Below are 24,214 nucleotides of genomic sequence, written 5' to 3' on the forward strand. Positions count from 1 at the left end.
CTCTCGCCTCAGGCCCTGACGACCTTCACCGCGCACTTCTTGTAGTCGGTTTCCTTCGACAGCGGGCAGGTGGCGTCCAGCGTGAGCTTGTTGACCAGCCGGCCTTCGTCGAAGAACGGGATGAACACCAGACCCTGCGGCGGCTTGTTGCGGCCACGGGTTTCCAGCGTCAGGGTGATTTCGCCGCGACGGGAGATCACCTTGACCTGCTGGCCGCGCTTGAGGCCGCGCAGTTCGGCGTCAGCCGGGTGCATGAACACCTGCGCATCCGGCACGGCACGGTAGAGTTCCGGCACGCGGCGGGTCATCGAGCCGGTGTGCCAGTGCTCCAGCACGCGGCCGGTACACAGCCACATGTTGTATTCGCGGTCCGGCACTTCGGCGGCGGGCTCGAACGGCAGGGCGATGATGCGGGCGCGGCCGTCCTTCTGGCCGTAGAAGCGCACGCCTTCGCCTTTTTTCACGTACGGGTCGAAGCCCTCGCGGTAGCGCCACAGGGTTTCCTTGCCGTCCACCACCGGCCAGCGCAGGCCGCGGGCCTTGTGGTAGGTGTCGAACAGGGCCAGGTCGTGGCCGTGGCCGCGACCGAAGGCGGCGTACTCTTCAAACAGGCCTTTTTGCAGGTAGAAGCCGACATGCCTGGCTTCTTCGTTGTGGTAGGCCGTGCCGTGCTGGCGGGCCATGTCGTCAAGCTTGTACTTGTTGACCTGGCCGTTGGCGAACAGCACGTCGTAAAGGGTCTTGCCGCGGTATTCCGGCTTTTTGGCAATCAGCTCGGCCGGCCAGACTTCCTCGACCTTGAAGCGCTTGGAGAATTCCACTACCTGCCACAGGTCGCTCTTGGCCTCGCCCGGAGCATTGACCTGCTGGCGCCAGAACTGGGTGCGGCGCTCGGCGTTGCCGTAGGCGCCTTCCTTTTCCACCCACATGGCGGTCGGCAGGATCAGGTCGGCGGCCATGGCCGAAACGGTCGGGTACGGGTCGGAAACGATGATGAAGGTTTCCGGATTGCGCCAGCCCGGATACATCTCTTCATTGATGTTGGGACCGGCCTGCATGTTGTTGTTGCACTGCTGCCAGTAGACCTTGAGCTTGCTGTCCTTCAGTGCGCGCTGCATGGCGACGGCGTGCAGGCCCATTTTCGGCGGGATGGTGCCGTCGGGCAGTTTCCAGATGTTTTCGGCAATCTTGCGGTGCTCGGGATTCATCACCACGAGGTCGGCTGGCAGGCGGTGGGCGAAGGTGCCCACTTCGCGGGCCGTGCCGCAGGCTGACGGCTGGCCGGTCAGCGAGAACGGTCCGCAGCCCGGGGTGGAAATCTTGCCGGTCAGCAGATGGATGTTGTAGACGAGGTTGTTGGCCCAGGTGCCGCGGGTGTGCTGGTTGAAGCCCATGGTCCAGAAGCTGACCACTTTCTTTTTCGGGTCGGCGTACAGCTCGGCCAGCCGCTTGAGGCGCTCGGCCGGCACACAGGACGTTCTGGCGGTGTATTCGAGCGTGTAGGGCTTCACGAAAGCGGCAAACTGCTCGAAGGTGATCGGGTCCATCTTGCCCGAATCCGGGTTTTTGGCGGCCTTCTGCTTCGGGTGCGTGGGGCGCAGTCCGTAGCCGATGTCGGTTTCGCCCTTCATGAAGGCGCAGTGCTTCTGGATGAAGTCCTTGTTGACCGCACCGGTCTGAATGATGTGGTTGGCGATGTAGTTGAGGATGGCCAGGTCGGTCTGCGGGCCGAAGACCAGCTTGTTGTCGGCCAGCTCGAAGCTGCGGTGTTCGTAGGTCGACAGGACGTGCACCTGGCAGTCCGGGTGGGTCAGGCGGCGGTCGGTGATGCGGCTCCACAGGATCGGGTGCATCTCGGCCATGTTCGAGCCCCACAGCACGAAGGCATCGGCTTTCTCGATGTCGTCGTAGCAGCCCATCGGCTCGTCCATGTTGAAGGTGCGCATGAAGCCGACCACGGCTGATGCCATGCAGTGGCGGGCATTCGGGTCGAGGTTGTTCGAGCGCAGGCCGGCCTTCATGAACTTGGCGGCCGCATAGCCTTCCCAGATGGTCCACTGGCCCGAGCCGAACATGGCCACGGCCTCAGGACCGCCGGCCTTCATGGCGGTCTTGAATTTTTCTTCCATCACGTCGAAGGCCTGCTTCCAGGTGACGGGGGTGAATTCGCCGTTCTTGTCGAACTTGCCGTTCTTCATGCGCAAGAGCGGTTTGGTCAGGCGGTCCTCGCCGTACATGATCTTGGACAGGAAGTAGCCCTTGATGCAGTTGAGGCCGCGGTTGACCGGAGCGTCCGGATCACCTTGGGTGGCCACGACCCGGCCGCCCTTGGTACCGACCAGCACCGAACAGCCGGTGCCGCAGAAGCGGCAGGCAGCCTTGTCCCACTTGATGTCGGCGCCGGCGGTGGCCGGATCGGTCGTGGCGGCCTGTGCCATGGAGGGCACCAGTGGCAGGTTGACTGCGGCAGCCGTGGCTGCGGCAGCGGCCGCATTGGCCTTGATGAAGTCGCGTCGGGTCAGGGTCATGATTGCGTTTCCTTATTGAAAAGGCCCGGGATGTCGTCGCCGGCATCGTCGTAGGCGTACACCAGCGACACCGACAGCACGCTGTCGATGTCGTGCAGCGCAACGTAGGTGTCGGCAGCATCGCGCGAGCCTTCGCGGTCGATGGTGACGACCAGGTGGCCGTCTTCGCTGGCGGCATGGACTTCGACGCCTTCCATGGCTGCGAGGGCGGTCTGGACATGGCAGGACTGGTCGGGGCGGCAACGCACGACCACGCCGGAAATATTCATGCGGGGGACTCCTCGTCGGGACTGGGGGATTGCATGGACAGGGCCTGCACCGGACAGGCGCTGACGCAGTGACCGCAGCCGGTGCATGACGGCCCGTCCAGTACGGGCTGGCTGCGGCCGCCGGTTTGCAGGGCAAAGGAGATGGCGGCGGTGTCGCAGCTGTCGCTGCAACTGCGGCACACCACCTGGTTCAGCGCGAGGCAGTTGCCGGCAAAGACCGGACGCCAGGCAAGCCGTGCCTCCGGGGCGATGCCCAGGGCGGCAGTGGTGCAGGCCCGCTGGCAGGCGCCGCAGAAGGTACAGCCGGCCTGCCGCGTGTCCAGCGTCGGATAGCCGCCGTTGCCGGCAACGATCACCTGTTGCGGACATGCATTGCGGCAGTCCTCGCAGCGGGTGCAGCTGGCGAGGAATCCGGTCTCGTCGATGGCGCCGGGCGGGCGGATCTGCGGACGGTGATGGCGGCCGAACCGGCCGCGCAAAAGGTCAGCGCGCGAGAGCATGTCGGGCAGGCGTGGGTTGAAGACAGGTGCGAGTCTAGAAATGCAGATGTGCTGAAAGATTGACGAAAGTCATGATCAGCCGAGTGCTTGGCTTGACATCGGCTAATGGCCGATCAATGCCTAATCCTTTTGGCGGAGAGGCGGTCTGCCGATCGGACGGGGCGGAGTGCGGTTTGCCGCCGGCAGGGGCGGAAATGCTGCTGGCGTGAGGGTCTGGCCGGCCGGCATGGCACAATAGGGCCTTGTTCTGGCGGACCATTCATGAAGCACATCATTTTTCCCGACGCCATGCCGTGGCAGCGCAGCCTGGCGACCAAGCTGATGCTGCTGTCGCTCTTGTGGCTGATGCTGGCAATGGTGTCGATCGGCTTCACCCTGCACCTGTCGTGGAAACTGGAGGGCGGTGCGGCGGCCATCAATGATGCCGGCAGCCTGCGCAAGCGCACCTACCATCTGGCCTACCTGATCGCCAGTCATGCACCGGCGGCACGGATCGAGCACGAGCGGCAGGATTTCCGCGTCACCCTCAACAACCTGCGCCAGGGTGATCCGGCCCGGCCGCTGTTCCTGCCCGACAATCCGGAAGTCCACCGGATGGCTGCCCTGATCGACGCACGCTGGCAGAACGAGGTGCATCCCTATGTCCAGCGTGCCTTGCGTGGCGAGATTCAGCTGACGGCGGTGGATTTCGAGGACGTGGTCAACGACATCAACCTGCTGGTACACCTGATCGAACTGGACAACGCCCGCAATACCACGCTGCTGCGCTTTTTCCAGACTTCGCTGATTGCCATGGCGCTGATCGGCTGCGTCACCATGCTGTACCTTTTGTACCTGCTGGTGATCCAGCCGGTCCGCCAGCTGGGGGCCGGCATGCGCAAGCTGCACGACGGCGACCTGGGGGCGCGGGTGAAAGTGGCGAGCCGGGACGAGTTCGGTGTCCTGAGCGAGGGTTTCAACGAGATGGCGCGCCGTTTGCAGGACCTGTACTCCAACCTGGAGGACAAGGTGCGCGAGAAAACCCTGTCGGTCGAGGAAAAGAACCGGCAGCTGACCGCGCTCTACCAGGTTACCAGTTTCCTGCATCGTCCGCAGACCCAGACACTCGACGAAATGGGCGAGGGTTTCCTGCAGCGGGTGATGGCGCTGGTCGGCGCTGATGCAGCCAGCCTGAAGTTTGTCGATGCCCAGCGCGGCAAGCTGGACCAGATCGTGTCGGTGGGATTGCCGGACAGCCTGAATGTGCATGAAACCTGTGTGTCGGTGGAGCAGTGTCCGTGCGGCGCCGCGTTGAAGCAGGCCTTGCCGGTGGCCGTGCAACTGAACGAAGTGTGTGCGGGCGACTGGCCGTGCCGGAACACGGGTTTTGCCAGCCTGGCGGTGTTCCATGTGCGTTATCACGGCCAGAACGTGGCGCTGCTGACGCTGCTGTTCCGGACGCCGCGCTCGGTGGCCGAGCCGGATGCCAACCTGATCGAAACACTGGCCAGCCATCTGGGAACGGCGATTGAAAGCCGGCGGCTGGCCGAGCGCGAACGGCAGCTGGCCGTGGCCGAGGAGCGCAACCTGATGGCGCAGGGCCTGCACGACAGCATTGCGCAGTCCCTGTCGTTCCTGAACCTGCAGGTGCAGATGCTGGAGTCGGCCCTGGAGGCCGGTGAATCCGAAGCGGCACAGGAAAACCTCGCCTTCATCCGTGAAGGCGTGGCCGAGTGCTATGAGGATGTGCGCGAGCTGCTGCTGAATTTCCGCACGCGCATCAGCAAGGAAGAGTTTCCGGACGCCGTGCGGACGTTGCTGGCCCGCTTTGAGCAGCAGGCCCGCGTGCTGACCCATTTGCAGCTGGAGGGCGAGGGACTGCCGCTCAATCCCGAACAGCAGTTGCAGGTGATCTTCATCCTGCAGGAGGCCTTGTCGAACATCCGCAAGCATGCTGCCGCCGGCAAGGTGGAAGTGAATATCCGCAATGGCCAGGATTTCGAGATGGACATCGTGGATGACGGCTACGGCTTTGACCAGTCGGCCCTGGCGGCCCGCCAGGCCCGCCATGTCGGGTTGTCGATCATGCGGGAACGGGCCACCCGCATTGCCGCCACGGTTGATATCATGTCGCGGCCCGGTGAAGGTACCCGGGTCAGTCTGGTCCTGCCGCACAAGGAGCGTGCCCTCGCATGAGTCAACCCCTGAAGATTGTTTTGATCGACGACCACACGCTGTTCCGCAGCGGGCTGAAAGCGCTGCTGCAACGGCAGAGCGACTTTGCCGTGGTCGGTGAAGCGGCCGACGGGCTGGAGGGTGTCAAGCTGATCGAGCTGGTGGCGCCGGACGTGGTGCTGCTGGACCTCGACATGCCGCACATGAACGGCCGCGAGGCGCTGGCGCAGATCGTGGCCGTGCATCCCGAACTGGCGGTGCTGATGCTGACCGTGTCGGAGGACGGAGAGGATCTGGCCGAATGCATGCGTCTCGGAGCGCGGGGCTACCTGCTCAAGAACATCAACGCCGAATTCCTGCTCAGCAGCATCCGCCGGGCGGTCACGGGGGACAGCGTGCTGTCGCCGGAAATGACCGCCAAGCTGGTGGCGCGCCTGCGCGACCCGCGGCCGGCGGCAAGCCGCCCTGATGTCGACAGCCTGACGCCGCGCGAGCGCGAAACCCTGCGTCATCTGGCGCGCGGGGCCAGCAACAAGGAAATCGCCCGGTCGCTGGATCTGGCCGAAAGCACGGTCAAGGTGCATGTGCAGAACATCCTGCGCAAGCTCAACCTCTCCAGCCGGGTGCAGGCAGCCGTGTTTGCCGTGGAAAACGAACTGGACCGCGAATGCTGATTGTCTGGATGGCCTGGGTCTATGTGGTGCTGATGCTGGCCGTGGCCCAGGACACGCTGGTGCAGGGAGGCATGGTGTTCGTGTTCCTGGGGTTGTTGCCCAGCGGGCTGCTGTTCTATCGCGTGCGGCATCGCCAGCGCCTGCGTGCACAAGGCCTGCTCGAACCGCAAAAACCGCGTCGCCGGCCGCCTGAATCTTGAAATGGCGGCGGAAACTTTGTATAGTCGCGGACTTCCCGGATTGCCGGGATGACTTCACACATTCGCGCCAAAGGGTGCCGCAGCAGCGGTTACAGTGCGCGAATGGCGGAATAACCCTTTAAGGAACAAAGACATGTCGACCCAAGTCACCATGCGCCAGATGCTCGAAGCCGGCGTTCACTTCGGCCACCAAACCCGTTTCTGGAACCCGAAGATGAACCAGTACATCTTCGGTGCCCGCAACAAGATCCACATCATCAACCTGGAAAAGACCCTGCCGATGTTCATCGAGGCACAGAACTATGTTCGCCGCCTCGCTGCCAACAAGGGGCAGATCCTGTTCGTCGGCACCAAGCGCCAGGCCCGTGAAATCATCCGCGAAGAAGCATCGCGCGCCGGCATGCCGTTTGTTGACTACCGCTGGCTCGGCGGCATGCTGACCAACTACAAGACCGTCAAGCAGTCGATCAAGCGTCTTGAAGACAAGATGGCCCTGCTGGGCAATGCTGACCAGACCGGTTACAACAAGAAAGAACTCCTCGACCTGCAACGCGAAGTCGAGAAGCTCGAGCGCAGCCTCGGCGGCATCAAGGACATGAAGGGTCTGCCGGACGCCATCTTCATCATCGATACCGGCTACCAGAAGGGCACCCTGACCGAAGCCAAGAAGCTGGGCATTCCGGTCATCGGCGTGGTTGACACCAACAACAACCCGGACGGCATCGACTACGTTGTGCCGGGTAACGATGACTCCGCCCGCGCCATCCGCCTGTATGCCCGTGGCATGGCTGACGCCGTCCTCGAAGGCCGCGCCCAGTCGCTGCAAGAAGTGGTTGCCGCTGCTTCCGAAGCCCAGGCTGCCGAGTAATCAGAAAGCCGGAAGCAAGACCAAGGGGCGATACGCCCCTTTGTTTCGCTTGTCTTTCCCGCTTCCCCCGATTTTCGGGCCGTGAGCAATCCTCGCGGTCCCCAAGAACAGAATTCAGGAGTTCATGATGGCTGAAATCACCGCAAAAATGGTTGCCGACCTGCGTGCCGCCACCGGTCTGGGCATGATGGAGTGCAAGAAGGCACTGGTCGAGTCCGAAGGCGACATGGCCAAGGCTGAAGAAATCCTGCGCATCAAGTCCGGCGCCAAGGCCGGCAAGCTGGCTGGCCGCGTGGCCGCCGAAGGTGCCGTAGCCGTGTTCAGCAGCGCTGACGGCAAGAAGGGTGCCTTGGTTGAAGTCAACTGCGAAACCGACTTCGTGGCCAAGGATGCCGGTTTCCTCGCCTTCGCCAAGCTGGTAGCCGAAGCTGCCGCCAACAGCGATGCTGCTGATGTCGAAGCCCTGTCGGCTGTTGCCACTGCCGAAGGTACCGTGGAAGAAGTCCGCAAGAAGCTGATCGCCAAGCTGGGTGAAAACATCAGCGTGCGCCGCTTCCAGCGTTTCGTGACTGCCGGCCAGCTGGCTGCCTACCTGCACGGCACCAAGATCGGCGTGCTGGTTGACCTGAACGGCGCTGAAGCTCTGGGTCGCGACATCGCCATGCACATCGCCGCTTCCAAGCCGGTCTGCGTGAGCAAGGAACAGGTTCCGGCAGAACTGCTGGAAACCGAACGCCGCGTGTACACCGAACAGGCTGCCCAGAGCGGCAAGCCGGCCGACATCGTCGCCAAGATGGTCGAAGGCCGTATCAACAAGTACCTGGCCGAAGTAACGCTGCTGGGCCAGCCGTTCGTCAAGAACCCGGACCAGACCGTTGAAAAGCTGCTGGCCGAGAACAAGGCTTCGGTGAATGGCTTTGCCATGTTCGTGGTCGGCGAAGGCATCGAAAAGAAGAAGGAAGATTACGCTGCCGAAGTGGCTGCTGCCGCAGCTGCCGCCAAGGGCTGATCCTTCCTCGTCATACTGGAAAGGCGCTCCTGCCCGGAGCGCCTTTTTTCCGATTGTCCGGCTGGATCTGCCGGTTGCCCGGCAGCCTGCAGATCCAGCCCGATAGCGTTACGCCAAGGAAACATCATGAGTCAGACCGCCTATAAACGCATTCTTCTCAAACTGTCCGGTGAGGCCCTGATGGGTGACGATCCGTACGGCATCAACCATGCGGTGATTCAGGAAATCGTCAGCCAGATCAAGGAAGTGTCCGAGCTGGGAGTCGAGATCGGCGTCGTGATCGGCGGCGGCAACATTTTCCGTGGTGTGTCGACGGCAGCTGCCGGTATGGACCGTGCTACGGCCGACTACATGGGCATGATGGCCACGGTGATGAACGCCTTGGCGCTGAAGGATGCCATGACCAAGGCCGGGATGACCGCCCGTGTGCAGTCGGCGCTGACCATGCAGCAGATTGCCGAGCCGTACATCCGCGGCAAGGCCATGCAGTACCTGCAGGAAGGCAAGGTGGTGATCTTTGCCGCAGGGACCGGTAACCCGTTCTTTACCACCGATACGGCAGCAGCCCTGCGCGGCATGGAAATGAACGTGGACGTGATGCTGAAGGCGACCAAGGTTGACGGCGTCTACACCGATGATCCCAAGAAAAACCCGGATGCCGAGCGCTATACCTCGCTGACGTTCGACGAAGCCATCGTCAAGAACCTGAAGGTGATGGACTCGACCGCACTGGCGTTGTGCCGTGACCAGAAGCTCAACATCAAGGTGTTCAGCATCTTCAAGCAGGGTGCGCTCAAGCGGGTGGTGCTTGGCGAAGACGAAGGCACGCTGGTACACTTCTGACCGATTCATACCCTCGGCGGGACGGCGTGGCGCGTCGTTCCGCCGAGTCATTGTTGCAGAACCGAATACGCAGTTTTACCCCGGAGTGGTCATGATCAACGACATCAAGAAAACCGCCGAATCCAAGATGCAGAAAACCATCGAGGCATTCAAGCACACGCTGGCCAAGGTGCGCACCGGGCGCGCCCATGCGGGCCTCTTGGATCACATCACGGTCGACTATTACGGCAGCGATACCCCGATCAACCAGATCGCCAACGTTACCCTGATCGACGCCCGTACCATCGGCGTGCAGGTCTGGGAAAAGAACATGGCAGCCAAAGTGGAAAAGGCCATACGGGATTCCGATCTGGGCCTGAACCCGATGTCCATGGGCGAAGTGATCCGCGTGCCGATGCCGGCCCTGACCGAAGAGCGCCGTCGCGACCTGACCAAGGTCGTGAAGGGCGAGGCCGAGGATGCCCGCGTCGCCGTGCGCAACGTGCGCCGCGACGCCAACAACGACCTCAAGACCTTGCTGAAAGACAAAGACATCACCGAGGACGAAGAACGTCGCGCCCAGGACGACATCCAGAAGCTGACCGACAAGTACGTGGCCGAAGTGGACAAGCTCTTCGCCGAAAAAGAAAAAGAGCTGATGGCGATCTGACGTGTCCAGTTCCACCCTCGCAATTCCGGCTGTCGGCGATGTGCCGCGTCACATCGCCATCATCATGGACGGCAATGGCCGCTGGGCCAAAAAGCGTTTCCTGCCGCGTGTGGCAGGGCACAAGCGCGGTCTGGAAACCGTGCGTGAAACCGTGCGTACCTGTACGGAACTGGGGGTGGAGTACCTGACGCTGTTTGCCTTTTCCAGCGAAAACTGGCGGCGCCCGGATGAAGAGGTTTCGTTCCTGATGGGGCTGTTCATGCAGGCGCTGGAGCGTGAGGTGGGCCGGCTGCACGGCCGCAATATCCGGCTGAAGATCGTCGGCCATCTGGCGCGCTTCTCCGGCGAACTACAGGACCGCATTGAAGCTGCGCAGCTCAAGACCGCCGGCAATACCGGCCTTACCCTGACGATCTGTGCCGACTACGGTGGCCGCTGGGACATCCTGCAGGCCATTGAGCAGTGGCGGCAGGCGGGCGGGGCAGCGTCACCGGAGCCGGTGACCGAAGCCGACCTTGCTCCGTACCTGTCTCTGGCATATGCGCCGGAGCCGGATCTTTTCATCCGTACCGGTGGCGAGCAGCGGGTCAGCAATTTCCTGCTGTGGCAGCTGGCGTACACCGAGCTGTATTTTACCGATGCCCTGTGGCCGGACTTTGACCGTACTGCTTTCATGACGGCCATTGACTCCTATCATCGCCGCGAGCGCCGTTTCGGGCGCACCAGCGAGCAACTACCTCCTGCGCAACAGCGCACCTGACTGAATGCTGCGTACCCGAATCCTCACCGCGCTGGTTTTGCTGCCCTTGATGATCGGGGCGCTGTTCTTTCTGCCCGAGCCTGGCTGGGCGGCTTTTGCCTGGCTGATTACGGCCGTGGGGTTATGGGAGTGGGGCCGGTTTTTCCGGTTTTCTGCCTTGCAGCATGTCTTGCTGACTGGCGGAGCCAGTGCCTTGGCCGGCTGGATGTGGTTAACCGGTTGGCAGCCTGAGGCATTTGTCCAGGTTTCGGTACTGGTCCTGTGGCTGGCCGTGGCACCATTGTGGCTGAAGTTCCGCTGGACATTGCAGCACAAACTGGCGGGTGCTTTCCTGGGGCTGTGGCTGTTGCTGCCATTATGGCTGGCACTGCTGGAGTGGCGTCCGTCTCCGCAGGCTGCCTGGCAACTGCTGGCCCTGATGGCGCTGGTGTGGGTGGCAGATACTGCGGCCTATTTCTCCGGCAAGGCGTTCGGACGGCACAAACTGGCGCCGGCAGTCAGCCCGGGGAAAAGCTGGGAAGGCGTGTATGGTGCCCTGATTGCTGTCGGTGGCTACGCCCTGCTGGTACGTGCCAGTGGCATCTTCCCGTTCTCGTCGGCGCCGGTCTGGGTCTGGCTGGTCGGTGCCTGGTTGCTGACCGCTGTCAGCATCGTTGGTGACTTGCTGGAATCCTGGTTCAAGCGCATGGCCGGCATGAAGGATTCCAGCCAGCTGTTGCCAGGGCATGGTGGTGTGCTGGACCGCATCGACAGCCTGATTGCCATGCTGGCCGTTGCCAGTGCCGTCCGTTATTTTGCCGGGGCATAAACCTGGCGGGTCTTCCGTGTCGATATCCGTGGCGCGGCTTGAGTAGGTCGAAACATGCAACGCATTACCGTCCTTGGTGCCACGGGCACGATTGGGGTCAATACCCTGGATGTCATCGCGCGCCACCCTGAGCGTTTTTCGGTTTTTGCCCTGACGGGTCATCGCCAGGTCGACCGGCTGGCCGGGCAATGCCGGCAGTTCCGTCCGCAAGTGGCCGTCGTGGCAGATGCAGCGGCAGCGGGTGAGCTGGCCCGGCAACTGTCCGGCATGAATGTCGAAATCCTCCACGGTGAAGCTGCATTGGTCGCAGTTGCTGCCAGTGGTTCCGTGGATGCCGTCATGTCAGCCATTGTGGGTGCTGCCGGACTTGCGCCGACCATGGCTGCCGTCCGGGCCGGCAAGCAGGTCTATCTGGCCAACAAGGAATCGCTGGTGGTGGCCGGGCGGTTGATGATGGAGGCCGTGGCGGCTTCCGGTAGTCGTCTGTTGCCGATCGACAGCGAGCACAATGCGATTTTCCAGTCCTTGCCTGCTGATTTTTCGGGTGATCTGGATGCTTCCGGGGTGGAGCGGATTGTCCTGACCGCATCGGGCGGGCCGTTTCGTGGCTGGAGTGCGCAGCAGCTTGCGCATGTGACGCCGGAGCAGGCAGTGGCACATCCCAACTGGGTGATGGGGCGCAAGATTTCGGTGGATTCTGCCAGCCTGATGAACAAGGGGCTGGAGGTGATCGAGGCGCGCTGGCTTTTCAATGCGCCGCCCGGGCGAATTGAAGTGATCGTGCATCCGCAAAGCGTGATTCATTCCATGGTCCGTTACAGGGATGGTTCGGTCGTGGCCCAGCTTGGCGTGCCGGACATGCGTACACCGATTGCCCATGCCCTGGCATGGCCTGAACGGATGGATGCGGGTGTACCGGCACTGGATTTTTCCCTTCTGGGCGGGCTGACTTTCGAAAAACCGGATCAGGAACATTTTCCGTGTCTTGGGCTGGCTTTTGATGCCTTGCGTGAAGGAGGCGATCAGCCGGCTGTGCTGAATGCGGCCAATGAAGTGGCGGTGGCTGCTTTTCTGGAGAAGCGTTTAGCCTTCATGGATATTCCTCGCCTGGTGCAAAAAGCCATGCACCAGTTTGCGGGCCGGGTCAGTAACAGCATCGAAGAGCTGCTGGAACTGGATGCCGAGGTTCGCCGCCATCTGCTTTGCAGTCTGGCGAACTGATGCTGTTTGCAAGCCTGCTGCTGGATGGCTGATTGCCGGAGGCATCGAAACCGGGTGTTTGTTTTGCGGGTTTGGGACCGTCACCAGATATGGACAACAAAAATCCCTCGCATCGGGCGAGGGATTTTTGTTGGGCGAACCGTTCGCAGGAACGGGATCAACTGCTGACCACCATGTCGCCACCGGCATTCTCCACTTTGGCCTTGACGGCTTTTTTCAGGCTCTTGTAGAGGTCCGGGTGAGTTTCCTTGAGGTACTCGATGATTTCGAAGTCTTCGCGCTTGACCTTGGTCAGGTCAATCTGCTCGATATGCACGAGGCGCAGAAGTTCGCGAACCGGCTTGGGCATGTTGCGACCGGATTCGTAGCGGGAGCCACCGGACTGGGTGACGCCGATGCGGCTCCAGAATTCCTGCTGGTTCAAACCGAGTTTGCGGCGAATTTCACGTGGGTTCGGGATTTTTTCGAACAATTTCATGGACTTTCCTCTCGTATCCAAAGTCGTTATCCCCTGTGATTTCGTTGTATGGGATGGGGATAAAATTACAAACGGCTTCTGATAAGCGGCTTTCGTTGTAGGTAAATCTACCTAGTCATCATTCACGTGCATGATAGACGAGAATGTCAAAAAAAGACAATGTAATTTCTGCCGACGACTCATACTCATAAAACCATTTCGCAATATAAGTAGTAACTGATGTTCTTGGCAAAAATAAGGTGGCGAGCCTAACCCCCGGCACTGGAATCAATGGCTGTGGCTGCTTCCTTCCGGACCTGACCAGGTTCACCATCTATCCATGCGGGGAGGCCCGCCATAGAAGAGGTCGGATCATACGCTGGATTCCTGCATTCGCCAAGTGCTTATGCATGGATGTTGCACTAGCCGAATTGGCAGCCCGTTACGCTGAGTCCGCTGGCGGCAGCACGCCAGTGTCACTCAGTCGTTCCAGTTTGGGACGGATGACAACCTGGCAATATGCCGCTTCTTCATGAGAGAGATAGTAGTTTTGGTGGTGGGCTTCAGCCACCCAGAATGGTCCGGCCGGTACGGTTTCCGTGACAACCGGATGTGCAAATGCATGCCCTGTATCCAGACTGGTGATTTTGGCGAGCGCAGCCTGCTGCTGGTCCGGGTCATGAAAGAAAATGGCCGAACGGTATTGCGTGCCGACATCATGGCCTTGCCGGTCGGGCGTGGTCGGGTCATGCACAAGAAAAAAGACGTCCAGCAGCCTGTCGTAACTGACCTGCTGCGGGTCAAAGGTGATCCTGACTGCCTCGGCATGTCCCGTGTCGCCACGGCATACCTGCTGGTATGTCGGCCACTCTGCCTGGCCGCCGCAGTAGCCGCTCTCGACTTTCAGTACGCCGGGCAAACGCTGGAATGCTGCTTCCAGACACCAGAAGCAGCCACCGGCAAAGGTCGCTGTATCCTGCATGATGCTTCACTCCGTGAATGGCTAAAGGGTATCTGCCGTTTCCGGTGCATAACCCCAGGCCTGCCGCAAATGGCGACTGGCCTGCCGGCAGGGGCGCAATACGACCTGTTCCTGTATGCCGAATCCGGCCTGCCGCAAGTCCAGCGGCGAAAACCGTCCGTCGCTTTCCAGCAGGACCACTCTGGGCTGGTCCACCTTGTCTGTTTGCTGCCAGACCATGGCGTTGCGACCGTTGCCAAGGCGGACCAGCAAGCCCGACGGGTACAGCCCAAGGGTCTTGATGGCAGCCTCGACAAGTTTGTTTTCGGCATGGGTACCCCGGCGGGCAAAAAGTTCCCGCATGATCTGGGCCGATTGCAGCGGCAACCGGTGTGAGCGCGGGCTGAAGCGTGCGGTCAGCTCGTCCAGCACTTGCAGCACATGGGACAACGGGTGGATTTCATCCCGTACCTGTCGGGCCGGATAGCCCCGTCCGTCCAGCCGTTCATGGTGTTCACAAACCAGACGGTGCAAAAGGGGGTCTTCCACGCCCATCTCGTGCATCCAGGCACTCGACAGCAAGGGATGGATGCGCAGGTCACGCGACTGCCGGCTGGACAGGGGGGCAAGCTGGCGGTCCAGATTGTCCTGCAAGGCCGACGAGGCCAGATTCATGCACAGCGCAGCCTGCATCAGGACATGGCATTCGGCTTCGTCAAACTGCATCAGAGGCCGGATGACCACAATCAGGGCTGCTACCTGAATCGCGTGCGCCGAGGTGTAATGATTGGTGTCGAGTTGCAGGGTGGCTGCAATGCCGGCATCCGGTGCTGCTGACACGATCGACAAAAGCGGAGTGATCAGGCCGTTGACCTGTGCCAGAAATCCGCCGACAAAAGGAGCCTGCTCGTACAGATGCTGCAATACGGCGGCAGCACTGGGCAGCAAGGTGAACGGATTGCGCGGGTCCAGCGGCGGAGCGGCGACCGGTTCCGGCCGTGGCTCGTTTTGCAGAGCAGCCAGCGCTTGCGGTGTCAGGCGGTATTCATCCGCCTCGGTGACAGCCAGGCGCAGCTGGGTATACAGGTCATGTGGCAGATGCAGCGGCATGATGGTGCGGGGAAGAAGAAACCGGCGCTGATTGTATCGGGATGCGCTGCAACAGGCAGCCTGTTGCCTCGGTTACAATGCGCGCCGTCGTAAATCGTCAATATTCCTGGTTATGCCGATAGCACTCGCCCCCATGGAGGGGCTGGTCGATGCGCCGTTGCGCGACCTGATTACCCGCATGGGCGGGGTGGACTGGTGCGTGACCGAATTCCTGCGGGTGACCGGCTCGTTGTTGCCGGCAGCCGCTTTCCGGCGTATTGCACCTGAGCATGCCCATGGCTGGCGGACCCCGGCGGGAACACCGGTGCGCCTGCAACTGCTTGGCTCCGATCCTGCAAGCCTTGCCGACAACGCTGCCCGTGGCGCCGAGCTGGGCGCACCGGTACTGGACCTCAACTTTGGCTGTCCGGCTCCTACGGTCAACAAGCATGGTGGCGGGGCGGCACTGCTCGACAATCCCGGGCAGTTGTACCGGATTGCCAGTGCGGTGCGGGCCGCCCTGCCTGCCGGAGTTCCGCTGACGGCCAAGATGCGGCTGGGGCTGCGTGATACGGAACTGACGCTGGATTGCGCGCGGGCACTGGACAGTGCCGGCATCAGCGAGCTGGTGGTGCATGCCCGTACCAAGGTGGAAGGGTATCGTCCTCCCGCTCACTGGCAGTGGGTGGCACAGGTCAAAGAAGTGGTGGCTGCACGGGTCTGGGCCAATGGCGAAGTCTGGAACCTTCAGGACTGGCAGGATATCCGGCGCGAAAGCGGAGTTGACGACATCATGATCGGCCGCGGGCTGGTGGTGCGGCCGGACTTGGCGTACCGGATTGCCGCCACGAACAGCGGCGCCGAGGTTGTACCGTTGGACTGGAACGGAATGCTGGAGCTGCTGAAAGAGATGGCCCGGCACATGCATGATGCCGCGCCGCAGGGCAATTATTTGCCGTTCCGGCTCAAGCAGTGGCTCAAGCTCCTGATGCTGCCAGGTGGCTGGCCTTGTGAAGCCGGGGAGCTGTTTCAGCAGATACGCGGCCTGACACGGGCATCGGATTGTCTGGAAGTCTTGTCACGAACGAGGGAGACCGTGCAATGAGTGTGTCTGTCTGTCAGCAGTGCGGAGCCTGTTGCGCCGCTTTCCGGGTGACGTTTCATGAAAGCGAGCTCGATAGTCATGGCGGATGTGTGCCGGCCGGACTGGCGGATCATGAAACCGGCAGTCTGTGGCGGCTCAAGGGGACCGACTATGCCCGTCCCCGTTGCCGGGCTCTGGTAGGGACGATAGGAGAGTCGGTGCAATGCGCCATTTATGCCGAGCGCCCGTCCCCCTGTCGTGAATTCGGGGCACGGGCCGTGATTGGCGTATTTGAAGATGCCTGTCACCGCGCCCGCTCATGCAACGGTTTGCCGCCGCTGGAAGAGCAGTAAGCCTGCTGTCAGGATGCAGGAACAAACAGCCCTCCTTGACAAGGAGGGCTGTGTTTTTTCAGGGCTGCGCCCGGTTTGCTGGCCGGGCTGGCGGGGCGTCTGCCTGCCTGTCAGTCTTGGATTCAGGCCGAAGCCGTTTGCCCGAGAACCTGGCGGATCTGTTCGATGCCGGACGGATCGTCCAGCGTGGTCAGGTCGCCCGGATCACGTCCTTCGGCAATGGCCTGGATCGAGCGGCGCAGCACTTTGCCCGAACGGGTTTTCGGCAACTGGTTCACAAAGTGAACCTGGGACGGGTGGGCGATGGCACCGAGTTCGTGACCGACCTGCTGAATGACCTCGCGGGCCAGTCGCTCGCGGTCGGCATCCGTCTGGAGCTGGTCGGGGTTTTTCAGGACGGCAAAGGCCATCGGTACCTGTCCCTTGAGGTTGTCATGCACGCCCACCACCGCCACTTCGGCAATGGCCGAGTGACCGCTGGCGGCTTCCTCTATTTCGCGGGTTCCCAGCCGGTGGCCGGCAACATTGATGACGTCATCCGTGCGCCCGAGGATGAAATAGTAGCCGTCCTGGTCCTGGATACCCCAGTCGAAGCTGGAATAGACCAGCCGGTCGCGGAATCCCTTGAAATACGTGCTGACGAAGCGTTCGTCCTGGTTCCAGATGGTCGAGAGGCAACCCGGCGGCAGTGGAGGTACGACGGCCAGCACCCCCTTTTCGCCCGGAGGTACCGGTTGCCCGGAAATCTCGTCCAGCAGCTGGATGTTGAATCCGTATACCGGAAAACTGGGGCTGCCGTTCTTGAGCGGGGTACGCTCCACGCCATGCATGGCCGAGAGCATGGGCCAGCCGGTTTCGGTCTGCCAGTAGTTGTCGATGACGGGGACGCCCAGTTCTTCGCTGATCCAGCTGGCAGTGGGCTCATCCAGCGGTTCGCCGGCAACGAACAGCGACCGCAATGAGGACAGGTCGTAGCGCTTGAGCCAGCTCGGGTCCTGCTTTTTCAGGACACGCAGCGCCGTCGGTGCCGAGAACATGATGGTGACGCGGTATTTTTCCACGATCGCCCACCAGATGCCGGGGTCGGGACGGGTGGGCAGGCCTTCGTAGACGATGGTGGCCATGCCATGGACCAGCGGGCCGTAGACGATGTAGGAGTGGCCGACCACCCAGCCGATGTCGGAGGTGGAGAAGAAGGTTTCACCCGGTTTGCCGCCATAGATGTATTCCATCGAGGCAGCGAGGGCCACGGTATATCCGCCGGTATCGCGTTGTACGCCCTTGGGTTTGCCGGTGGTGCCCGAGGTGTAGAGGATGTAGCTGGGATGGTTGGATTCGACCCATTCGCAAGGCACGCTGGCGTCCAGATGCCGGGCCCGCAGTGCCGCGTAGTCAATGTCGCGCATCTGGGTGACCGGCATGTTGTCGTCCAGTCCGCGGTTGAGCAGCAGGACACGGTCGGGTTTGTGTTCAGCCAGTCCGATGGCGGCATCGACCAGCGGCTTGTACGGAATCACCTTGCCGCCGCGCATGCCGGCATCTGCCGTGACGATGACCTTGGGCCGGGCGTCGTCAATACGGGTGGCGAGGCTGACCGAGGCAAAGCCGCCGAACACGACCGAATGGATGGCTCCGAGGCGCACGGTTGCCAGCATGGCAAAGATGGCTTCCGGCACCATCGGCATGTAAATCAGTACCCGGTCGCCTTTACCCACGCCCAGAGCCTGAAGCATGGCGGCGCAGCGGTTGACCTCGGCGTGCAGTTCGCGATAGCTGAAAACCTGCTCGGCGCCGGTTTCGGTCGAAACATGAATGAGGGCCGCCTGATCTGGGCGGTCGGACAGGTGGCGGTCGACGGTGTTGTGGCAAAGATTGGTGGTGCCGCCGGCAAACCAGTCGCGGAACGGCAGGTTGTCGGTATTCAGGACCTGTTGCCAGGGCTGTTGCCAGTCAATGCGCCGGGCTTCGCGGCCCCAGAAGGCTTCCGGTTGTTCGATGGACTGGCGGTGAAAATCCTTGAGCGTCGTGGCCATGTTCTCCTCCTTGGGGCGCCTGTTGGTCAGGTCTGGTTGGAATGATTGGAGTCAAGCAATTGCTTGGTTGGCGCACGGTAAGCCGAATTAACCATGACGATCAATACGTCATATTTTATGACATTAAGTGTGGTGTGCCATAAAACACACAGCTTGAAATGTTTTATGCTGGATTGCATTTTAATGACGATATTGTCAGCGTCTAATGGTCATGTTGTCAGACAGTTCGACGGATGCTGGAAAATCACCATCCATCCCTGATTGTTGAGCCAGGGGCGGGTGGCGTAGCATGGAATCATTCGGTCAGTCCTGCGATGACTAGGAGAGGCAGATGTCGATTCGTACCGTGATCAAAATGGGTGATCCTCGTTTGTTGCTGTCGGCTGAGCCCGTGACGGCATTTGGCACGCCACAGCTGACCCGGCTGGTCGAAGACCTGTGGGAAACCATGAAGGTGCACAGCGGTGCCGGCCTGGCTGCTCCCCAGATCGGGGAAAACCTGCAAGTGGTGGTGTTTGGTACCGGAGAGCCCAATCCCCGTTATCCGGATGCCGGGATCGTGCCGCCGACCGTGCTCATCAATCCCATCGTCACTCCGCTGGGCGCGTCCATGGAGGATGGCTGGGAAGGCTGCCTGTCCTTGCCCGGCCTGCGTGGTGCCGTACCGCGCTATGCCTCCGTGCGCTATCAGGGCTTTGACCTGTATGGGCAGCCGATCGACAGGACGGTCGAAGGATTTCATGCCCGGGTGGTCCAGCATGAATGCGATCACTTGTGGGGGTTCCTGTATCCGATGCGCATGAAAGACATGAGCCGCTTTGGCTTTACCGATACCTTGTTCCCTGCCATTGCCGAGGTTGAAGCCCTCCCGGTGGCAGGATGACCCGTATCCGCAGATATGCCCGAGCCGGGTTGCTGCTGGCTTTGGCGGGCGGGCTGACGGCGGGACCGGCATGGGCGGCTCCCGCCGTGGCGCTGGGATATGCCCCCAGGTACGCCGCAGGCTTCAGGCAGTTTGACTATGTCAACCCCGAAGCTCCCAAGGGCGGCGAGCTGCGCCTGCCGGCCCTTGGGGGGTTTGACACGCTCAATCCTTTCACTCTCAAGGGGGACAAGGAAGCCGGCGTGACCGAGCTGCTGTTTGATACGCTGGCAGAAAAATCACTGGATGAACCGTTCAGCATGTATGGCTTGCTGGCCGACGACATCCGTCTGGCACCCGACGGATTATCGGTCACGTTCCACCTCAATCCGAAAGCCCGTTTTTCCAATGGAGATCCGGTCTTGGCCAGGGATGTCGTCAGCAGTTTTGTTACGTTGACCCAGGACAAGGCCGCCCACCCGCGCTTCCGGTTTTACTGGGATGGCATCCGCCAGGCCGTTGCGGTGGATGAGCGGACCGTACGCTTTGATTTCAAGGAAAAAAACGCCGAACTGCACATGATCATCGCTGAACTGCCGGTTTTCTCGCACAAATGGCTGGCAGGGGCTGCACTGGGCAGCAAGGTGCTGGAACCGCCGGTCGGCAGCGGACCATACCGTCTGGCGGGGTTCGATCTGGGCAAGCAAAGCCAGTACCAGCGGCGTGATGACTACTGGGCCAAAGACCTGCCGGTGCGGCGCGGGCAGTACAACTTTGACCGTATCCGCTTTCGCTACCTGCGGGACGATGCCGTGCGGCTGGAAGCCTTCAAGGCGGGTGAATTCGACGTCGTGGCAGAAAACGTTGCCAAACTGTGGGCGCGTGGCTACAAGGGCGAGAAGTTTGACAGCGGCCGTATCGTCAAGGCCGAGTTCGGGCATGAAAACCCGGCCGGGATGCAAGGGTTTGCCATGAACCTGCGGCGGGCGCCTTTCCAGGACCGGCGCGTGCGTGAGGCATTCGTGCTGGCCTTTGACTTTCCGTGGGCCAACCACAAGCAGTTCTATGACCAGTACCGGCGCAGTCCCAGTTATTTTTCCAACAGCGAGCTGGCGGCTAGCGGCTCTCCGGGGGCTGACGAACTGGCCTTGCTGGCTCCGTGGCGCCGCGCCTTGCCGGAAGCCGTATTCGGCCCGGTGGTCGAACCGCCGGCCAATGCCAGTGCCGATGAACTGCGCCGCAACCTCAAGCGGGCGGCCGCCTTGCTGGATGCTGCCGGTTATCCCATGCGCGGCAGTGTCCGCGTGGGGCCGGACGGTCAGCCGCTGTCGGTCGAGTTCCTCACCTACGCCAAGACCTACGAACGCATCGTGGCGCCCTACGCGCGCAATCTGGCGCGGCTCGGCATCACGCTCAAGACCCGCACGGTTGACCCGGCGGTGTACCAGCAGCGCATGGACGGGTTTGACTACGACATGACCGTGGCGGTGTATCCGATGTCCCTGTCGCCCGGCAACGAAATGCTCGAGTACTTCGGTTCGCGGGCCGCCGGGCAGTCCGGATCAAACAATGTGGTCGGGCTGGCCAATCCGGCTGTCGACGCCTTGCTGCCGAATTTCCTGAAATTCCAGAGCCGCGAACAACTGGTGACGGCCAGCCGGGCACTCGACCGCATCCTGCGGGCTGAATACCTGCTCGTACCCAACTGGCACCTGGCCATGCACCGGGTGGCCTACTGGAACCGTTTCGGTCATCCGGCGCACCTGCCCCGCTATTACCAGCCGCAGGATTGGGTGATCAAGACCTGGTGGGCCAGACCTTCGAAGACTGGCTGAACCGGATTTTGTTGTGCCAGATCCAGGGCCGGGACCTGCTGGAGAAGAGGGCCGGCAGACAGCCTGACCATCAGCCAGGCAGGCCCGTACCGGAAAGCGCATGGCAAGCTTCCTGTCCCGTGTCGTGCCGCATGTCCATGCGCCTTGAAACGCCGGCTTGGCCGGGCCGGCATTTCCTGTTTCAGGCATCCCGCCCGGTCAGGGCCGGATGATGGCGGAACAGTGCCAGCGATTCCGGGTTGGCCAGTGCGCCGAGATTGTCGACCGGCTCGTCGTGAATGGTGCGCTTGACCGCCAGTTCCACCAGCTTGCCCGACAGCGTGCGCGGCAGGTCCGGTACGACGATGATCTTTGCTGGTACATGCCGCGGGCTGGCGCCTTCGCGGATGCGCTGGCGGATCAGCTCCGTCAGCCGTTCATCCAGTACGGCACCTTCGCGCAGGCGCACGAACAGCACCACCCGCTCGTCCCCTTGCCAGCGCTGGCCGACTGCCAGGCTTTCCAGGATTTCGGGTATCTGCTCGACCTGGCGGTAGATCTCCGCCGTGCCGATGCGGACCCCTCCGGGATTCAGGGTGGCATCCGATCGGCCGTGAATGACCAGACCGTCGTGAGGCGTGCGTTCGGCCCAGTCGCCATGGTTCCACACGCCGGGAAAACGGGCAAAGTAGGCTGCATGGTAGCGGCTGCCGTCCGGATCATTCCAGAAACCGGTCGGTATGGACGGAAAGGGACGGGTACAGACCAGCTCGCCCTTGCCATGCTCCAGCGACCGGCCTTCGGCATCGAAAACGTCCACCGCCATGCCAAGGCCGCGGCACTGCAGTTCGCCACGCCAGACCGGGCGTACCGGACAGCCCAGCGCAAAGCACGACACGATGTCGGTGCCGCCGGAAATCGAGGCAAGCTGGAGATCGGGCTTGATGGCCTGATAGACATAATCGAAGCCTTCCGGAGCCAGGGGTGATCCGGTGGACATCAGTACCCGCAGGGCGGTGAGGATATGGCGCTCGCCCGGCTTCAGGCCAAGCTTGGCGGCAGCATCAAGGTATTTGGCCGAGGTGCCGAAATGGGTGCCGCGTGCCCGGGAAAAGAAATCCCACAGCGTCCGCCCGCGCTCGGCAAACGGACTGCCGTCATACAGGAGCAAAGTGGCGCCGGCAGCCAGGCCCGATACCAGCCAGTTCCACATCATCCAGCCGCAGGTGGTGAAATAGAACAACCGGTCACCGGGGCGCACGTCACTGTGCAGCCGGTGTTCTTTCAGGTGCTGCAACAGGGTGCCACCCTGGCCGTGCACGATGCCCTTGGGCTTGCCGGTGGTGCCGCTGGAAAACAGCACGTACAGCGGACGGTCGAACGGGCCGCGCACAAAGTCGATGTCGCCCGGTGCAAACGGTGCCAGCCAGTCGTGCCAGCCGATCGCGCGCGCGTCAGGCAGGGAGCCGCCGCCGCTGTAGGGCACCACGACAATCCGCGTGGTTTCCGTCAGTCCGGCGGCAATGGCGGCGGCCTTGCCGGCCAGGTCAATGCGCCGGCCGTTGTAGAGATAACCATCACTCACCAGCCAGACCCTGGGGGTGAGTTGCCCCTGCCGGTCCAGCGCACCTTCCACACCGAAATCCGGCGAACACGACGACCAGACGGCCCCGAGGCTGGCGGTTGCCAGCATGGCGATCACGGTTTCCGGCAGGTTGGGCAGCATGGCCGCCACCCGGTCGCCCTCCTGCACGCCTTCGGCCGCCAGCGCCTGGGCGGCCCGGCTGACTTCGTCGTACAGCTGGCGGTGGCTGAGCGTGTGCTCGGTCTTGCCTTCGCCGCTGAAGATGATCGCCGGACTGTCATCGCGGTTGCGCAGCAGGTTTTCGGCAAAATTCAGGCTGGCTTGCGGGAACCAGCGCGCGCCCGGCATGGCGTCCGGCTGCATGAGGCTGACCGCGCCCTTGTCGCCGGCCACCTGGCCGTCATCCCAGACAATGGACCAGAACGCGGCCGGATGGTCGATGCTCCACTGCCACAGGGCCTGGTAGTCGGGCAATGCATGCCCGGCAACCCGGCTGGCTGCGAGGCGGAAGTGTTCCAGGGCCGTGCCGGCGATCCGTTCAGCCGTCGGCTGCCACAGCGGGGTCTCCATCAGCGGGCCTCCACAGGCAGCGGGTGACGGGCCAGCCAGGCCCGGGCGGCGCGGCTGGCTGGCTGGCGGCCAAGCTGGCGGCTGATCCAGTGCGCGGTTTCCACCACGGCGGCCAGACTGACACCCGTGGTGATGCCCATGCCGTCAAACAGGTGGACCAGATCCTCGGTCGCCACGTTGCCGGTGGCTCCCGGCGCATACGGGCAGCCGCCGAGTCCGCCTACCGAGCAGTCGAATGTCCGCATGCCTTCCAGCCAGGCTGCGTAAACGTTGGCTGCCGCCATGCCCCAGGTGTCGTGGAAATGCCCGGCCAGCCGTTCGACCGGTACTTCCCGTGCCAGCTCGCGGATCAGCCTGCGGGTGGTGTCCGGCGTGCCGGCACCGATGGTGTCACCAAGCGAAATTTCGTCGCAGCCCAGTTTCAGCAGGGATGCCGAGACATCCACGACCCGTTCCGGTGCCACGCTGCCCTCGTAGGGGCAGCCCAGCACGCAGGACACATAGCCGCGCACCCGCAGCCCGGCCAGTCGGGCTTCGTCGATCACGGGCGCAAAGCGGACCAGACTGTCGCCGATGCTGCAATTGAGGTTCTTGAAGGCAAAGGTTTCACTGGCCGCCGTGAACACGGCAATCTCGCGGACACCGGCATCCATGGCCGCTTGCAGGCCTTGCCGGTTCGGGACCAGCACCGGCAGGCGCAGGCCCGGGGCCGGAGCAATGCCGGCCAGTACCTCGGCCGTGCCGGCCATTTGCGGCACCCATTTGGGCGAGACGAAACTGCCGGCCTCAATGACGCTGAGTCCGGCTGCGATCAGCCGTTCGACCAGCTCTACGCGCAGCCCGACCGGCAAGGAGCGGGATTCGTTTTGCAGCCCGTCGCGCGGGCCGACTTCCACCAGGGTTACGTGGCGCTTTGACATGGC

The 24,214-nt window shown here is 62.2% G+C and carries 23 protein-coding genes and 1 other RNA gene; 14 read left to right on the plus strand and 10 right to left on the minus strand.

What is annotated here, in order from left to right; all coding sequences use genetic code 11:
• Window positions 1-8: 8 nt before the first annotated feature.
• The 3 genes from napA to napF are packed head-to-tail and all read right to left on the minus strand — an operon-like array spanning window position 9 to window position 3,297.
• Complete coding sequence (gene napA / locus G542_RS0102640) at window positions 9-2,528, minus strand: nitrate reductase catalytic subunit NapA (protein ID WP_027823306.1); 2,520 nt, start codon at window positions 2,526-2,528, stop codon at window positions 9-11.
• Window positions 2,525-2,797 carry a chaperone NapD gene (locus G542_RS0102645; protein WP_012697550.1) on the minus strand — a complete coding sequence of 91 codons (273 nt, stop codon included), beginning with the start codon at window positions 2,795-2,797 and terminating at the stop codon, window positions 2,525-2,527. Before G542_RS0102645 ends, napA begins: the two co-directional genes overlap by 4 nt.
• Window positions 2,794-3,297 (minus strand): ferredoxin-type protein NapF, encoded by a 504-nt coding sequence (napF, locus tag G542_RS0102650; RefSeq protein WP_051189862.1) that lies wholly within the window; start codon window positions 3,295-3,297, stop codon window positions 2,794-2,796. Before napF ends, G542_RS0102645 begins: the two co-directional genes overlap by 4 nt.
• 261 nt (window positions 3,298-3,558) lie before the next feature.
• Between napF and G542_RS0102655 the strand changes: the two genes are divergently transcribed.
• The 10 genes from G542_RS0102655 (at window position 3,559) to ispC (ending at window position 12,483) form a co-directional block, all read left to right on the plus strand.
• Window positions 3,559-5,472, plus strand: coding sequence for a type IV pili methyl-accepting chemotaxis transducer N-terminal domain-containing protein (locus tag G542_RS0102655; protein ID WP_027823309.1), 1,914 nt, complete (start codon window positions 3,559-3,561; stop codon window positions 5,470-5,472).
• The gene (locus tag G542_RS0102660) at window positions 5,469-6,125 is read left to right on the plus strand and encodes a response regulator (protein WP_012697546.1); all 657 of its coding nucleotides are present in this window, start codon (window positions 5,469-5,471) and stop codon (window positions 6,123-6,125) included. The genes G542_RS0102655 and G542_RS0102660 overlap by 4 nt, the downstream gene beginning before the upstream one ends.
• A complete protein-coding gene (locus G542_RS0102665; RefSeq protein WP_012697545.1) occupies window positions 6,119-6,325 on the plus strand; it encodes a hypothetical protein in 207 nt (68 codons plus the stop codon). The genes G542_RS0102660 and G542_RS0102665 overlap by 7 nt, the downstream gene beginning before the upstream one ends.
• A gap of 133 nt (window positions 6,326-6,458) precedes the next feature.
• Entirely contained in the window at window positions 6,459-7,193 is a 735-nt protein-coding gene (gene rpsB, locus G542_RS0102670; RefSeq protein WP_012697544.1) for a 30S ribosomal protein S2, read from the plus strand.
• Between the two features lie 127 nt (window positions 7,194-7,320).
• Complete coding sequence (gene tsf / locus G542_RS0102675) at window positions 7,321-8,202, plus strand: translation elongation factor Ts (protein ID WP_012697543.1); 882 nt, start codon at window positions 7,321-7,323, stop codon at window positions 8,200-8,202.
• A gap of 126 nt (window positions 8,203-8,328) precedes the next feature.
• Window positions 8,329-9,045, plus strand: a complete 717-nt coding sequence (pyrH, locus tag G542_RS0102680; protein WP_012697542.1) for a UMP kinase — start codon at window positions 8,329-8,331, stop codon at window positions 9,043-9,045.
• A gap of 91 nt (window positions 9,046-9,136) precedes the next feature.
• A complete protein-coding gene (gene frr, locus G542_RS0102685; RefSeq protein WP_027823310.1) occupies window positions 9,137-9,694 on the plus strand; it encodes a ribosome recycling factor in 558 nt (185 codons plus the stop codon).
• A 1-nt stretch (window position 9,695) separates the two neighbouring features.
• Window positions 9,696-10,454: a polyprenyl diphosphate synthase gene (gene uppS, locus G542_RS0102690; RefSeq protein WP_034984894.1), complete on the plus strand. Its 759-nt coding sequence runs from the start codon at window positions 9,696-9,698 to the stop codon at window positions 10,452-10,454.
• Window positions 10,455-10,458: 4 nt separating this feature from the next.
• Entirely contained in the window at window positions 10,459-11,262 is an 804-nt protein-coding gene (locus G542_RS0102695) for a phosphatidate cytidylyltransferase (RefSeq protein WP_012697539.1), read from the plus strand.
• Window positions 11,263-11,316: 54 nt separating this feature from the next.
• Entirely contained in the window at window positions 11,317-12,483 is a 1,167-nt protein-coding gene (gene ispC / locus G542_RS0102700) for a 1-deoxy-D-xylulose-5-phosphate reductoisomerase (protein WP_012697538.1), read from the plus strand.
• A gap of 157 nt (window positions 12,484-12,640) precedes the next feature.
• Here ispC and G542_RS0102705 read toward each other — a convergent pair whose 3' ends face one another.
• The 4 genes from G542_RS0102705 to G542_RS17320 all read right to left on the minus strand — a co-directional run bounded on the left by G542_RS0102705 (window position 12,641) and on the right by G542_RS17320 (window position 15,011).
• Window positions 12,641-12,961, minus strand: a complete 321-nt coding sequence (locus G542_RS0102705; protein WP_012697537.1) for a helix-turn-helix domain-containing protein — start codon at window positions 12,959-12,961, stop codon at window positions 12,641-12,643.
• Window positions 12,962-13,199: 238 nt separating this feature from the next.
• An RNA gene (ffs, locus tag G542_RS17800) (signal recognition particle sRNA small type) lies at window positions 13,200-13,297 on the minus strand.
• 85 nt (window positions 13,298-13,382) lie between these two features.
• Window positions 13,383-13,922 (minus strand): peptide-methionine (S)-S-oxide reductase MsrA, encoded by a 540-nt coding sequence (gene msrA, locus G542_RS0102710; RefSeq protein WP_027823312.1) that lies wholly within the window; start codon window positions 13,920-13,922, stop codon window positions 13,383-13,385.
• A 21-nt stretch (window positions 13,923-13,943) separates the two neighbouring features.
• The gene (locus G542_RS17320) at window positions 13,944-15,011 is read right to left on the minus strand and encodes an HD-GYP domain-containing protein (protein ID WP_051189863.1); all 1,068 of its coding nucleotides are present in this window, start codon (window positions 15,009-15,011) and stop codon (window positions 13,944-13,946) included.
• Window positions 15,012-15,123: 112 nt separating this feature from the next.
• Between G542_RS17320 and G542_RS0102720 the strand changes: the two genes are divergently transcribed.
• Window positions 15,124-16,095: a tRNA dihydrouridine synthase gene (locus tag G542_RS0102720; RefSeq protein ID WP_027823313.1), complete on the plus strand. Its 972-nt coding sequence runs from the start codon at window positions 15,124-15,126 to the stop codon at window positions 16,093-16,095.
• On the plus strand, window positions 16,092-16,427 hold the full coding sequence (locus G542_RS17805; RefSeq protein ID WP_081666715.1) for a YkgJ family cysteine cluster protein: 336 nt from the start codon (window positions 16,092-16,094) through the stop codon (window positions 16,425-16,427). The genes G542_RS0102720 and G542_RS17805 overlap by 4 nt, the downstream gene beginning before the upstream one ends.
• Before the next feature lie 122 nt (window positions 16,428-16,549).
• Here the strand turns inward: G542_RS17805 and G542_RS0102725 are convergent, their stop codons facing one another.
• Window positions 16,550-18,460 carry a propionate--CoA ligase gene (locus G542_RS0102725; RefSeq protein WP_027823314.1) on the minus strand — a complete coding sequence of 637 codons (1,911 nt, stop codon included), beginning with the start codon at window positions 18,458-18,460 and terminating at the stop codon, window positions 16,550-16,552.
• Between the two features lie 331 nt (window positions 18,461-18,791).
• Here G542_RS0102725 and G542_RS0102730 point away from each other — a divergent pair, with 331 nt between their 5' ends.
• Window positions 18,792-19,343 carry a peptide deformylase gene (locus G542_RS0102730; RefSeq protein WP_012697531.1) on the plus strand — a complete coding sequence of 184 codons (552 nt, stop codon included), beginning with the start codon at window positions 18,792-18,794 and terminating at the stop codon, window positions 19,341-19,343.
• Window positions 19,340-21,157 carry an extracellular solute-binding protein gene (locus tag G542_RS0102735; protein ID WP_034984895.1) on the plus strand — a complete coding sequence of 606 codons (1,818 nt, stop codon included), beginning with the start codon at window positions 19,340-19,342 and terminating at the stop codon, window positions 21,155-21,157. Before G542_RS0102730 ends, G542_RS0102735 begins: the two co-directional genes overlap by 4 nt.
• 181 nt (window positions 21,158-21,338) lie before the next feature.
• On the opposite strand, the gene G542_RS0102740 is transcribed toward G542_RS0102735, so the two are convergent.
• A complete protein-coding gene (locus G542_RS0102740; RefSeq protein WP_027823316.1) occupies window positions 21,339-23,291 on the minus strand; it encodes an acetoacetate--CoA ligase in 1,953 nt (650 codons plus the stop codon).
• Entirely contained in the window at window positions 23,291-24,211 is a 921-nt protein-coding gene (locus G542_RS0102745; RefSeq protein ID WP_027823317.1) for a hydroxymethylglutaryl-CoA lyase, read from the minus strand. The genes G542_RS0102740 and G542_RS0102745 overlap by 1 nt, the downstream gene beginning before the upstream one ends.
• Between the last annotated feature and the right edge of the window lie 3 nt (window positions 24,212-24,214).

It is taken from the genome of Laribacter hongkongensis DSM 14985, assembly GCF_000423285.1.
Classification (GTDB): domain Bacteria; phylum Pseudomonadota; class Gammaproteobacteria; order Burkholderiales; family Aquaspirillaceae; genus Laribacter; species Laribacter hongkongensis.

Bases quoted from the DNA above. Each gene is read 5' to 3' on its own strand.
- napF (WP_051189862.1), bottom strand. From the start codon at position 3,297: ATGCTCTCGCGCGCTGACCTTTTGCGCGGCCGGTTCGGCCGCCATCAC.
- G542_RS17320 (WP_051189863.1), bottom strand. From the start codon at position 15,011: ATGCCGCTGCATCTGCCACATGACCTGTATACCCAGCTGCGCCTGGCT.
- rpsB (WP_012697544.1), top strand. From the start codon at position 6,459: ATGTCGACCCAAGTCACCATGCGCCAGATGCTCGAAGCCGGCGTTCAC.
- G542_RS0102705 (WP_012697537.1), bottom strand. From the start codon at position 12,961: ATGAAATTGTTCGAAAAAATCCCGAACCCACGTGAAATTCGCCGCAAA.
- G542_RS0102655 (WP_027823309.1), top strand. From the start codon at position 3,559: ATGAAGCACATCATTTTTCCCGACGCCATGCCGTGGCAGCGCAGCCTG.
- msrA (WP_027823312.1), bottom strand. From the start codon at position 13,922: ATGCAGGATACAGCGACCTTTGCCGGTGGCTGCTTCTGGTGTCTGGAA.
- G542_RS17805 (WP_081666715.1), top strand. From the start codon at position 16,092: ATGAGTGTGTCTGTCTGTCAGCAGTGCGGAGCCTGTTGCGCCGCTTTC.
- G542_RS0102665 (WP_012697545.1), top strand. From the start codon at position 6,119: ATGCTGATTGTCTGGATGGCCTGGGTCTATGTGGTGCTGATGCTGGCC.
- G542_RS0102740 (WP_027823316.1), bottom strand. From the start codon at position 23,291: ATGGAGACCCCGCTGTGGCAGCCGACGGCTGAACGGATCGCCGGCACG.
- G542_RS0102725 (WP_027823314.1), bottom strand. From the start codon at position 18,460: ATGGCCACGACGCTCAAGGATTTTCACCGCCAGTCCATCGAACAACCG.
- pyrH (WP_012697542.1), top strand. From the start codon at position 8,329: ATGAGTCAGACCGCCTATAAACGCATTCTTCTCAAACTGTCCGGTGAG.
- frr (WP_027823310.1), top strand. From the start codon at position 9,137: ATGATCAACGACATCAAGAAAACCGCCGAATCCAAGATGCAGAAAACC.
- tsf (WP_012697543.1), top strand. From the start codon at position 7,321: ATGGCTGAAATCACCGCAAAAATGGTTGCCGACCTGCGTGCCGCCACC.
- G542_RS0102745 (WP_027823317.1), bottom strand. From the start codon at position 24,211: ATGTCAAAGCGCCACGTAACCCTGGTGGAAGTCGGCCCGCGCGACGGG.
- napA (WP_027823306.1), bottom strand. From the start codon at position 2,528: ATGACCCTGACCCGACGCGACTTCATCAAGGCCAATGCGGCCGCTGCC.
- ispC (WP_012697538.1), top strand. From the start codon at position 11,317: ATGCAACGCATTACCGTCCTTGGTGCCACGGGCACGATTGGGGTCAAT.
- G542_RS0102735 (WP_034984895.1), top strand. From the start codon at position 19,340: ATGACCCGTATCCGCAGATATGCCCGAGCCGGGTTGCTGCTGGCTTTG.
- G542_RS0102720 (WP_027823313.1), top strand. From the start codon at position 15,124: ATGCCGATAGCACTCGCCCCCATGGAGGGGCTGGTCGATGCGCCGTTG.
- G542_RS0102660 (WP_012697546.1), top strand. From the start codon at position 5,469: ATGAGTCAACCCCTGAAGATTGTTTTGATCGACGACCACACGCTGTTC.
- G542_RS0102730 (WP_012697531.1), top strand. From the start codon at position 18,792: ATGTCGATTCGTACCGTGATCAAAATGGGTGATCCTCGTTTGTTGCTG.
- G542_RS0102695 (WP_012697539.1), top strand. From the start codon at position 10,459: ATGCTGCGTACCCGAATCCTCACCGCGCTGGTTTTGCTGCCCTTGATG.
- G542_RS0102645 (WP_012697550.1), bottom strand. From the start codon at position 2,797: ATGAATATTTCCGGCGTGGTCGTGCGTTGCCGCCCCGACCAGTCCTGC.